This is a genomic window from Methylobacterium isbiliense (genome assembly GCF_022179325.1).
Lineage (GTDB): Bacteria > Pseudomonadota > Alphaproteobacteria > Rhizobiales > Beijerinckiaceae > Methylobacterium > Methylobacterium isbiliense.
Genome location: NZ_BPQQ01000146.1, coordinates 1 through 11,117, shown reverse-complemented (window position 1 = coordinate 11,117; position 11,117 = coordinate 1). Strand labels below are relative to the sequence as shown.

Genomic DNA, 11,117 nt, shown 5'->3' with positions numbered 1-11,117 from the left:
CGGACGTCCACAAGCCCGCAATGACCAGGCGGTCCTTGCGGGCTTGTGGACGTCCGTGTGCTGCAACGGTCCCGTCGTGACGGCGCTCGAGCAGGGCTATGAGGTCTATGTGGTGACGGATGCGTGCGGCGACTGCACGACTGAGGCACATGAGCGCGCCGTGGCGCGCATGGTCCAGGCGGGCGCGCGGCCGATTACCGCTTTGACTTATTTGCTCGAACTGCAGCGCGATTGGGCGCGAACCGAGACCTACGACACCACGATCAATATCGCCACGCGGTTTGGCGGCGGCTTCGGCATCGGCGTCCAGTATGCCAAGGCGATGTTCGCGAACCAGAAGAGCTGATAATTATCACACCAACAATCCACTCCCTGGATCGGGCGTGACCCGACGGGGAGTGGGCGAACGGAGATGCCATTGCCTGCTCGCTTGGATGAGACACTCGCCGCGGATTTCCCGAACGGCGCCAAGGATGTGCTCCATTGGTACGATTTCCTGTGTCCGTTCTGCTATGTCGGGCAGCAACGGAACGCGAACTTCGAACGCCACGGCTTTCATGTCGCCGACATTCCGTTCGAGGCGCATCCGGAAATCCCGCCGGAAGGCCGTCTCATGCAGGACCGAAGCGGGCCGATGTATGCATCGCTCGAGGCGCAAGCGCGTGCCGCCGGTTTGCCCCTGAATTGGCCGTCGCGCCTTCCAAATACGCGCATGGCGCTAGCTGCCGCGGAGTGGACACGCCGTCATGCGCCCGCCGACTTCCCAGGCTTGGAGAAGGCCCTCTTCGCGGCTCATTTCGAGCGCGGGGAGGATCTGGGCGATATCGATACGATCATCCGGCACGCTCAGGATAATGGTGTCGATATTGGTGCGATGCGCACTGCACTCGCCGATGGCAGCGCGAAAGAATTCGTCGATCGGTCCGAAGCATTAGCCCGATATGTCGGAGTTCGCGGCACCCCGGCTTGGCTCGTGGCAGGACAGCTCATTCCCGGGCTATATCCTGAGGAGGAATTCGAGCGGTTGGCGGCGACCTTGTCCGAGGCCGAACAAAATCACGAGAATTCGTGATCGGCGGCATCCGCCTGCAGCTCGAAGATGTCGACGCCAGCCACTGCCGCGAGCTGACTTCCATCGACGACATTGACGCCGATGCGCTCCGCCGACGTCAGCAGGTCAGGATTTTCTCGCGGCGTAGAACTCGACATACATGCGCATTGGAGTGCTTGCCGGCGCAGCCTCGTGCAGCTGCTCGGGCTGCACGACACCGGGCTTTCCCGGCTCCAGCACTGTCTCGCACAGCGGTTCGTAGATCCGATAGGTCAACCTGCCTTCCAGAACATGGATCAGCGCCCATGTCCCCGCGCTCGTGCTGTGTTGCTTGCGAAGCGCCGCCGGCAGGGTGTCCTGATTGAATTCCGGTGAGCGGCTATAGGCTTCGACGTCTGCAGGAAGGTCGGTCATGCCGGAACGATCCCCGCGCTAGAAGAGATACTGCTCGTTGGCCCAGCGCAGCAGCACCTTGGCGTCATGATCGGGAAGACGCACGCACGCGCCGCGCAGGCCCTGCGCGATTTTCTCGCCCACTTCGGGAGAGACCTTGTTGCCGTGGGTCATCAGGAAGAACCAGGCGAACGGAAGCCCCATCTCCCGGTCGATCGCCTCGACGCGATCCATGAGGATATGGACGGATGAATCGCCCGCCTCCAAGCGCTCTTCCGGCAGACGCAGCGGACGGGGGATGAACGCGAGCTCACGCTCGCCCTTGTGTTCGTAGTCCCGGATGTCGAGGGCCCAATGCTCGTAAACACGGTTCGCGCGCGCTCGATTCCTCCCAATCCTGAAAGAAGCGGACCTCGCGCGGCTTGAAATCAAAATAGTCGGGCTGCGAGGCGAGAAATGGGGTCCGCGTGCCGTCGGAGCCCACCCAGACACGCCGCTCCAACTCCGGTCGTCGCGCCTCCCGTTTGTCGCGCTCGAGGCGTGCGTAGCGCGCGAGGAAGCTGCGCACATGCACGACGCTGCTTCCCGCCTTGCCGTGCAATCGGTAAAGCGGTCCCGCAAGCACCTTGTCGTCTGACATATCGTCGTGGCTGATCCATGACGGATCGAGTAGCTCCTCCTCGCCCCACGGCCGGCGTGATGGGCTCACGATCGGACCCGCGCGCCATTCGGTCTCGCGACCGAGCGAGATCTGCACATAGTCGGCCGCGCCGGGTCCTGTCGGCGCGAAAGCATAGACGCTGTTGCCGTGCCATTCCGATATCTGGAGATCAGTGTCCTGCAACCGTCGCCAGACGGTCGCGATGTCACCATTGTCTTTCGCGAGCTCCGCTTTCATCCACGGCCGGTACTCCGCGATCCGCGTTCCGTCGGCCGCCAGCACCGAGCGCGTGTCACGCCAATACTGGTCATCCACGTTCGCTGCCGAGAAAGCGAACCCGGGGAAGGCCTCACCCAACGCGGCGGCCAAAACGGTCTCGTCGGCGCCGGCCGGCAAACGCGCCAGCACGGCCTCGACCGACCCGTGATCGGGCAGTCTGGTAGGTCCGTTCTCCGAAATCTCAGCCATGTGGCTACCCTATCAACTTGGCCCGGCCGGGTCCTTACCCGGCGTCGGCGTGTTCGTCAGGACTCACCCGCCCCGGCATCCGCCGCGTTGAGATGATGTTCGAGGGCTTCGATGCTGCCGATCACGTCGGCGAAGGCCGGCGGCGTGCCGAAGATCATCGCTGTCATGCGCACATAGTCGCCCGCGAGCCTCGCACGCATCTCCGGCGTCGGGACCAGGCGATAGCTGCCCGGCACGGCGCGGTCGTATCGGTGATCCGGCGCGCGAAACATCAGGTCCTTGTGCCGCCGGCAGGCTTCGGCGAGATCGCGCAACGACGCAGTCGCGACGCCATAGTCGGGATGCGTCCAGATCTGATGGACGTCGTAGTAGTGACGCGAGTACCGATTGAGATCGGGCACCGGCCGTTCGGGATTGGCATCCTCCCGCCGCTTCTCCGTCATCTCCGTCATCGCATGCAGGATCAGCACCTTCTCCCAGAAGGTCCGCTCCGGCCTGACCGTCGTCACGTTGCGGACGGCGAGATCCATTCCTTCCGGCATTTCGTCGGCGATGTAGGGGACGATCTCGCGCGGCTCGGCCGGCTCCGGATCGGGGCGCGCGCCTCCTTCGATGCGGACCGCGGCTTGCACATAGCTCTCCGAGGTATCGAAGACGCTCTTGTAGCCGACCACCAGAATGTCGAGCGCGTCCCTGTTGCGATAATTGTCGAATCCGAAGCCGAGCGAGAAATGTCCTGGCAGCTCGGCCGCTTCCTCGACGGATGAGATCTCCTTCGTCAACAGCTCCTTGAGCGGCCCGGAAATGTATTGACGCGCCGCCTCGTCGACCTTCTCGGCGAGCGCACGCTGCTGCTGGTTCACCGAGGGCAGGGCGGCGATCTCCGCTTCGAGCGGGACATGCAGATCGGCCTTGTAGATGCCGATGTCGATGTCTTCGGAAAAGCGGCGGATCAGTCCATACGCCTTGCTCAGGCTCGTGCCGCCCTTGAAATAGAGGCCGATCGGATCGTCGCCGCGCCGGTTGAACAGGAAATCGAGCACCCAGCAGACATAGAGATCCTTCTCGATGTTCTCCGCTTGCGTCTCGAGATGCGCGGCGGCCGTCTCGAACAGCGCGCGGCGTTCGTCGACGCTCGAGCGCAGGATTTCAATGAACGTCTTCTGCATGATCGTCCTTCGCGCGCGCAATGTCGGGCGCACTTTCGCTTTGATCCTCGAGCCGGCGCGTGATCGTCTCGATCAGCGGATACATCCAGGCCGCGACCGCGTGGATGTTCTCGCGCAGATCGTCCGCGACCTTCTCGCGGTTCGGATCGTGCGCGAGATGCCGGACGATGCCGTTCACGGCGGCGTCGAGGCTTGCCTTCTCATCCCGAAACCATGCGAGCGCCTGGACGACGCGCATGGCCGGCCGGCCGGCCCAGAACGCGGTCTTCGCCGCTATGCGCTTGAAGTCGAGCTTGTAGATGACCGGCTTCGTCACCTTCGGATCGCCGGCGCTGGCCTCGATCTCGATCGTCCGGGGATAGGTGTCGGCATAGATCGTCGAGCGCGCCGGCACGGCCGTCGTCAGGCCGAGATCGTTCGCGGCGGTCATGCCGTCGACGAGGACCCGCAGCTTGTCGCGCCGCGCGATCGCGTCGATGAACGAGGCGCGCGGCGGAAACACCATCTTGCCGGTCAGCTTGCTGACGCCCGGCTTGTCGTAGAGACCGCGATAGGGCCGGCGGATGTCGCCGCGCCGGGTCAGCCGCTGCAGCGCCTTCTCGACGGCGTTCGGCGTTCCGATGTCCAGGAAGTCGGCGCGCGACCACACCCCGGCCGGCGCCGCCTGGGCGATCCGGTCATGGATACGGTCGAGAGTGTCGGACGTCGGGTCGGGCATGGGGACCACTCATTTCTGTCCGAAGATTATATATAAAAATTGGTCAGTAGCAACCTGAAACTCAAGCTGACCAGAATCTGTATCCAAACTTTGGTCAGTAAGCTTCCGCGGACGATCTCCACCCGCAGGGCGATTCGACGAGTCCGATTGACTCTAGCTGTTCATGAGAACAAACATAGAACATATCCAATGCGGAGAGCGTTGCAAAGGACATGAGTACGTCCGCCCCCCGATCCGTCGTGTCCGAGCTCCGGGCACGCATCGCCCGGCTCGAGGGCAGGGCCGCGCATCAGCGCGCGGTCCTGCCCTTCGGCCTGGCGGCGATCGACCGGATTCTGCCGGAGGGAGGGTTGCTGCGCGGCGCGCTGCATGAGGTCGCCGGGGGTGGCAACGGCGCAGTGAACGGCGCAGCCGCCGCCCTGTTCGCCGCCGGCGTCGCGGCGCGCAGCGGCGGCAAGGTTCTGTGGTGCGTGACGCAGCCCGACCTGTTCGCGCCGGCGCTCGCCCAGGCCGGGCTCGCACCCGGGCGCATCGTCTATGTCGAGTGTGGAGACGAGAAGGCCCTGCTCGCCTGTTTCGAGGAAGGGCTGCGCCATCCCGAATTGGGCGCCGTCGTGGCAGAGGTGTCGCGTCTCTCCATGACCGCCTCGCGCCGGCTCCAACTCGCGGCCGAGGCCTCCGGCACGCTCGGCCTCGCGGTCCGGCGCTGGCGGCGCCAGACCGAGGCGGCCGATTTCGGCATGCCGACCGCCGCCATGACGCGATGGCGCGTATCGGCCCTGCCGTCGGCGCCGCTGCCGGTCCCCGGCGTGGGACGGCCGCGCTGGCTGCTCGAGCTCATCCGCAGCCGTGCCGGAGAATGCGCGGATTTCGTTGTGGAGGCGTGTGATGACCAGGGTCGTCTCGCTCTTCCTTCCAGCCTGGCCGACGGACAGGATGCGAAGGATGTTGGGCGATGCCGCGCCTCCGCCTGAGACGCCAGTCGTCCTTGTCGGCCGCGAGGGCCGACGTCGCGAGATCTTGGCCGCTGATGCGGCCGCGCAGCGCGCGGGCCTGCGCGTCGGCATGGCGGCCAGCAAGGCGCAGGCGCTGGTGAGGGATCTCGTCATGCGTGATGCCGAGCCCGACGCGGAGCTGGCGGCGCTCGACCGGCTCGCGCTCTGGGCGCTGCGCCGCTATTCGCCGATTGTCGCCGCCGATCCGCCCGACGGCCTCGTCATCGAGGCGACCGGCTCCACGCATCTACACGGCGGCGAGGCCGCCATGCTCGCCGATATGGTCGCGCGGCTGAACGCCGCCGGCCTGTCCGCGCGCGCGGCAATGGCCGACACCTGGGGCGCGGCGCATGCGCTCGCGCGCTTCGCCGCGCGGCCGACGCTCGTCGCTCCCGCCGGCGAGAGCGCCGCGGCGATCATGCCCCTGCCGATCGCCGCCTTGCGGCTGCCGGCCACGACCGTCGACAGCCTGCGCCGGCTCGGCCTCGACCATATCGGCGACCTCGAACACACCCCGCGCGCACCGCTCGCGCTACGCTTCGGGTCCGACATCGGCCGCCGACTCGACCAGGCGATGCACCGCCTCAGCGAGCCGATCGACCCGATCCGCCCCGCCGAGATCGCCGAGGTGCGGCGTCAATCCGCGGAGCCGATCTCGGCCGCCGAGACGATCGCCCGCTACATCGCCCGGCTGGTCAGCGAACTTTGCATCCTGCTCGAGGCGCGCGGGCAGGGCGCCCGGCGCCTCGACCTTCTCTGTCACCGCGTCGACGCGCGGATGGTGGCGGTCCGCGTCGGCACGGCCTTGCCGGTGCGCGACGCCAAGCGCCTGACGCGGCTCCTCGCCGACAAGATCGAGACCATTGATCCCGGCTTCGGCATCGAGCTCATGCGGCTCGCCGCGACGATCGCCGAACCCTTGAGCGAGAAGCAGACCATCTCCGATCTCGCCGCGCCGCCGGAGGTGGATATCAGCGACCTGATCGACACGCTGTCCAATCGCATCGGCGGCGACCGGCTCTATCGCATCGTGCCGGTCCAGAGCGACGTGCCGGAACGGTCGGCCGTGCGCGCCGCGCCGGCATCAGCCGACGATGGCGCGTCCTGGTCGGGATCGTGGCCGCGGCCGGTGCGGCTCCTCGCATCGCCCGAACCGATCGAGACCGTGGCCTTGCTGCCCGATCATCCACCCGTCACGTTCACCTGGCGCGGTGTGCGCCGGCGCGTGCGGTGTGCCGACGGGCCCGAACGGATCTTCGAGGAATGGTGGCGCAGCGATGCCGAGCTCGACGCCGTGCGCGACTACTTCCGCGTCGAAGACGAACAGGGCGAGCGGTTCTGGATCTATCGCGCCGGCGACGGCGAGCACGGCGAGACCGGCTCGCAGCGCTGGTATCTGCACGGAATCTTCGGATGAGCGGCCCGCGCTATGTCGAGCTGCAGGCGACCTCGCACTTCTCGTTTCTGCGGGGAGCGAGCTCCTGCGAAGAGCTGTTCGCGCAGGCGGCGATGCTCGGCATCGAGGCGCTCGGCATCGTCGACCGCAATTCCCTGGCCGGCATCGTGCGCGCCCATGAAGCCGCCAAGGTGACGGGCGTGCGCCTGGTCGTCGGCTGCCGCCTCGACCTCGCCGACGGTATGTCGATGCTCGTCTACCCGACCGACCGTGCCGCTTATGCGCGGCTGTGCCGCCTGCTGTCGGAAGGCAAGCGCCGCGCCGGTAAGGCGAAATGTCATCTCGAATGGGATGATGTCCGTACCTACGGCGCCGGCCTGATTGCCATCCTCCTCCCGGATGACGCCGACGCGCTCTGCGCGGAGCGGCTGCGCCGCCTGCGCGAGGCCTTCGGCGATCGGGGCTATCTGGCACTGACGTTGCGGCGCCGGCCGAACGACCAACTCCGGCTGCATGAGCTTGCGACCCTCGCGGCCAGCCTACGCGTCGAGACCGTCGTGACCAATGACGTCCTGTTTCATGAGCCGAAGCGCCGCATCATGCAGGACGTCGTCACCGCGATCCGTCACAACATGACGATCGACGCGCTCGGCTTCCGGCGCGAACGCCATGCCGATCGCTTCCTCAAATCGCCGCAGGAGATGCACCGCCTGTTCGCGCGCTATCCGGAAGCGCTCGCGCGCACGCTCGCGATCGCGAAGCGCTGCACCTTCTCAATGTCGGAGCTCGAATATCAGTATCCGGAGGAGCGCAGCATGCCGGGCCTCACGCCGCAGGAGGCGCTGGAGAAATTCACATGGGAGAGCGCCGCGGAGCGCTATCCCGAGGGCGTGCCCGACAGGGTGCGCAAGATCCTCGCGCATGAGCTCGCGCTGATCCGCACGCTCGATTACGCGGCGTATTTTCTCACGGTCAATGCGATCGTGCGTTTCGCCAGATCGAAGGAAATCCTCTGCCAGGGCCGCGGCTCGGCCGCCAATTCCGCCGTCTGCTACGTGCTCGGCATCACGTCCATCGACCCGGATCGCAACGACCTGCTGTTCGAGCGCTTCGTCAGCGTCGAACGCAAGGAGCCGCCAGACATCGACGTCGATTTCGAACACGAAAGGAGGGAGGAGGTCATCCAGTGGGTCTATGAGACCTATGGACGTGACCGCGCGGCTTTGTGCTCGACGGTCATCAGGTACAGGTCGAAAGGGGCGCTGCGCGATGTCGGCAAGGCGCTGGGCCTGACCGAGGACACGATCAAGATGCTGTCCGGCCAGGTCTGGGGCTGGTCCCGCACCGACATCGAGGACAAGCACGCCGCCGACCTCAACATGAATCTCGGCGACCGGTGCCTGCGGCTCGCGCTCGAGCTGGCGCGTGCGCTGATCGGCACGCCGCGTCACCTCTCTCAGCACCCCGGCGGATTCGTTCTGACACGCGACAGGCTCGACGACCTTGTGCCGATCGAGCCCGCGGCGATGGCGGGGCGGCAAGTCGTCGAATGGGATAAGGACGACGTCGACGCGCTGCGCATGATGAAGATGGATTGCCTGGCGCTCGGCATGCTGTCCTGCATGAAGCGCGCCTTCGATCTGCTGTCGGAGCACAAGGGGGGCGCGCTCGATCTCGCGACCATTCCCGCCGAGGACCCGCGCACCTACGCCATGATCCGCCGCGCCGACACGCTCGGCGTCTTTCAGATCGAGTCGCGCGCGCAGATGAGCATGTTGCCGCGGCTGAAGCCGCGCACGTTCTACGATCTCGTCATCGAGGTCGCGATCGTCCGGCCGGGACCGATCCAGGGGGACATGGTCCATCCATACCTACGCCGACGCGAGGGTAAGGAGGACGTCGTCTATCCGACGCCGGAACTCCAGGCGGTCCTCGGCAAGACGTTGGGGGTGCCGCTGTTTCAGGAGCAGGCGATGCGGATCGCGATCACGGCGGCCGGCTTCACGCCGGGCGAGGCCGACCAGCTCCGCCGCAGCATGGCCACCTTCAAACACACGGGCGGCGTATCGGCATTCAAGGACAAATTGGTCAACGGCATGATCGCCAACGGCTATGCCCGCGAGTTCGCCGAGAAGACGTTTTCGCAGCTCGAGGGCTTCGGCAGCTACGGCTTTCCTGAAAGCCATGCCGCATCCTTCGCGCTGCTGGCCTATGCCTCGTCCTGGATGAAATGCCATCACCCGGACGTCTTCTGCGCGGCGCTGCTCAATGCGCAGCCGATGGGATTTTACGCGCCCGCGCAGATCGTGCGCGACGCGCGCGATCATGGAGTCGAGGTGCGCCCCGTCGACGTCAATCAGTCCCGATGGGATTGCACCCTGGAGCCGACCGAACACGAGGACCGCTTCGCGGTCCGCCTCGGCATGCGCATGGTGCGCAGCCTCGCCAACGGCGACGCCGCACAGATCATCGCCGCCCGCGGCGATCGGCGATTTTCGTCGGTCGACGATCTGTGGCGCCGCGCCGCCGTGCCGGCCGCCGCGCTCGTCCACCTCGCCGACGCCGATGCGTTTCGGCCGGCCTTCGGTCTGCCGCGACGCGATGCGATGTGGGCGATCAAGGCGCTGCGCGACGAACCGCTGCCGCTCTTCGCGGCCGCGGCGGCGCGCGAAGCGAGGCCCGTACCGGAGATCCGCGAGCCGGCCGTCGCGCTGCGGCCGATGAAGGCCGGCGGCGAGGTGGTCGAGGATTACGGCCATGTCGGCCTGACGCTGCGCGCCCATCCGCTGTCGTTCCTGCGCGCCGACCTCGCGCGCCGGCGAGTCGTCACTTGCACCGAGGCGATGGCAGCGCGCGACGGGCGCTGGCTCGAGGCCGCCGGCCTTGTTCTGGTCCGGCAGATGCCCGGCAGCGCCAAGGGCGTGATGTTCATCACGATCGAGGACGAAAGCGGTATCGCCAATCTCGTCGTCTGGCCGCAGGTCTTCGAGCAATACCGCCGCCTCGTGCTGTCGGCCGGCATGCTCTCGGTCCGCGGGTGGATTCAGCGAGAAGGGGAGGTGGTGCATCTCGTGGCTCGCCACCTGTCCGATCTCTCGGCCGAGCTCGCCAGCGTCGGCGAGCGCGACAATGCCTTCCCGCTGCCACATGGCCGTGGCGACGAACTGCATCATGGTAGCCCGTCGCCCGATCCGCGCGGCCTGCCGAAAGGCCCGCAGCCGCGCAACCTCGGCAATACATACGGTCATATCGACCAGATCCGCGTGAAGACGCGGGATTTTCGGTAAAAGGTCAGCGGGACAAGAAACGGGGCAGGGGGATAGACGCCGGACGCATCGTACGGACAGCTTGTCGTCGCTGTGTTGGGTGGCGGATTCAACGTCAAGGTTCTCGATATTGCGTGCGATCCGGTGTCGCTAGGGTGCTGCAGCGCGCCGCGCGAATATCGCGGTCAGAGCGGCTGCTCTATGGCGGCCCGCGGGCGAGCGATCTTCGTCGTCGTCTGCGGCCACAGAAAATATTGATAGGAGGCAGAGGTGCCGGGCACTGCAATGAACTTTCTGAATCTCAACGAGAAGGAGCTTGACCAACACGTCTATCGGATCATGTCACAGGAATACGTGGTCTCCTTGTTCACCGACAAGGCCAACGTGCTGAGCCAGGTTCACAATTGGAAGGACAAGTTCGAGAATTTTCAGCTCAACCTCGGCGGCATCCTTGATGGCAAGAGATTTGACTACGGTTTCAAGGACGATTTCGTCGGCCAGTGCTGGACGAGGCACAGCCTGTCCGAGGCAATGTGGGGCATCTATGCGAACGATTCGAGCAAACGTTATCTGCGCATCCGGTCGACCCCTCGCAAGCTCTTAACTGCATTGGTGGCAACACATCCAGAAATGCCACACGACACCTGCTTCTTAGGCAAAGTGGACTACAAGTCGGAGAAAGACTTGAAAATCTATCTGAAGAATCAAGGACGGCTCGAGCTTTCGGCGCGACGCTTCGCGCAGTCGCTCTTGCTCAAGCGACGGGCTTTCCAGCACGAGAGCGAAGTTCGGCTGCTCTACTTTGGTGACAAAGGCATGTTCGACGATAGAGGGCTCTATCGCTATTCAGTCGATCCTCACGAGATGATCACTCAGATTATGGCCGACCCGAACCGGGATCGACGCTCGTGGGACGCCGACAAAGCTGCCCTCGCGGAGGTCACAGGATTCACCGGCGAAATCAAGCGCTCGAAAATTTGGCTTTCCGGATTGTAGCGTG

General features: G+C 65.5%; 10 protein-coding genes and 1 pseudogene. 6 read left to right on the top strand and 5 right to left on the bottom strand.

The window, feature by feature from the left end; translation table 11 throughout:
* The coding region (locus MFF61_RS33405; RefSeq protein ID WP_238242099.1) for an isochorismatase family protein at positions 1–346 on the top strand (346 nt) is incomplete at its 5' end.
* A gap of 66 nt (positions 347–412) precedes the next feature.
* Complete coding sequence (locus MFF61_RS33400; protein ID WP_238242097.1) at positions 413–1,072, top strand: DsbA family oxidoreductase; 660 nt, start codon at positions 413–415, stop codon at positions 1,070–1,072.
* Here the strand turns inward: MFF61_RS33400 and MFF61_RS33395 are convergent.
* The 5 genes and pseudogenes from MFF61_RS33395 to MFF61_RS33375 all read right to left on the bottom strand — a co-directional run bounded on the left by MFF61_RS33395 (position 1,057) and on the right by MFF61_RS33375 (position 4,460).
* Positions 1,057–1,209 carry a hypothetical protein gene (locus tag MFF61_RS33395; protein WP_238242084.1) on the bottom strand — a complete coding sequence of 51 codons (153 nt, stop codon included), beginning with the start codon at positions 1,207–1,209 and terminating at the stop codon, positions 1,057–1,059. The two genes, MFF61_RS33400 and MFF61_RS33395, sit on opposite strands and share 16 nt — an antisense overlap.
* The gene (locus MFF61_RS33390; protein WP_238242083.1) at positions 1,178–1,465 is read right to left on the bottom strand and encodes a TehB family protein; all 288 of its coding nucleotides are present in this window, start codon (positions 1,463–1,465) and stop codon (positions 1,178–1,180) included. The genes MFF61_RS33395 and MFF61_RS33390 overlap by 32 nt, the downstream gene beginning before the upstream one ends.
* An 18-nt stretch (positions 1,466–1,483) precedes the next feature.
* A pseudogene (locus MFF61_RS33385) lies at positions 1,484–2,573 on the bottom strand (hypothetical protein).
* A gap of 56 nt (positions 2,574–2,629) precedes the next feature.
* Positions 2,630–3,742, bottom strand: coding sequence for a nucleotidyl transferase AbiEii/AbiGii toxin family protein (locus tag MFF61_RS33380; RefSeq protein ID WP_238242082.1), 1,113 nt, complete (start codon positions 3,740–3,742; stop codon positions 2,630–2,632).
* The gene (locus tag MFF61_RS33375; RefSeq protein ID WP_238242081.1) at positions 3,723–4,460 is read right to left on the bottom strand and encodes a DUF6088 family protein; all 738 of its coding nucleotides are present in this window, start codon (positions 4,458–4,460) and stop codon (positions 3,723–3,725) included. Before MFF61_RS33375 ends, MFF61_RS33380 begins: the two co-directional genes overlap by 20 nt.
* A 212-nt stretch (positions 4,461–4,672) precedes the next feature.
* Here MFF61_RS33375 and MFF61_RS33370 point away from each other — a divergent pair, with 212 nt between their 5' ends.
* The 4 genes from MFF61_RS33370 (at position 4,673) to MFF61_RS33355 (ending at position 11,113) form a co-directional block, all read left to right on the top strand.
* Positions 4,673–5,434, top strand: a complete 762-nt coding sequence (locus MFF61_RS33370) for an ImuA family protein (RefSeq protein WP_238242079.1) — start codon at positions 4,673–4,675, stop codon at positions 5,432–5,434.
* Complete coding sequence (locus MFF61_RS33365) at positions 5,349–6,872, top strand: Y-family DNA polymerase (protein WP_238242078.1); 1,524 nt, start codon at positions 5,349–5,351, stop codon at positions 6,870–6,872. Before MFF61_RS33370 ends, MFF61_RS33365 begins: the two co-directional genes overlap by 86 nt.
* Positions 6,869–10,138, top strand: a complete 3,270-nt coding sequence (locus tag MFF61_RS33360; protein ID WP_238242077.1) for an error-prone DNA polymerase — start codon at positions 6,869–6,871, stop codon at positions 10,136–10,138. The genes MFF61_RS33365 and MFF61_RS33360 overlap by 4 nt, the downstream gene beginning before the upstream one ends.
* A gap of 249 nt (positions 10,139–10,387) precedes the next feature.
* The gene (locus MFF61_RS33355; protein WP_238242075.1) at positions 10,388–11,113 is read left to right on the top strand and encodes a hypothetical protein; all 726 of its coding nucleotides are present in this window, start codon (positions 10,388–10,390) and stop codon (positions 11,111–11,113) included.
* Positions 11,114–11,117 lie beyond the last annotated feature (4 nt).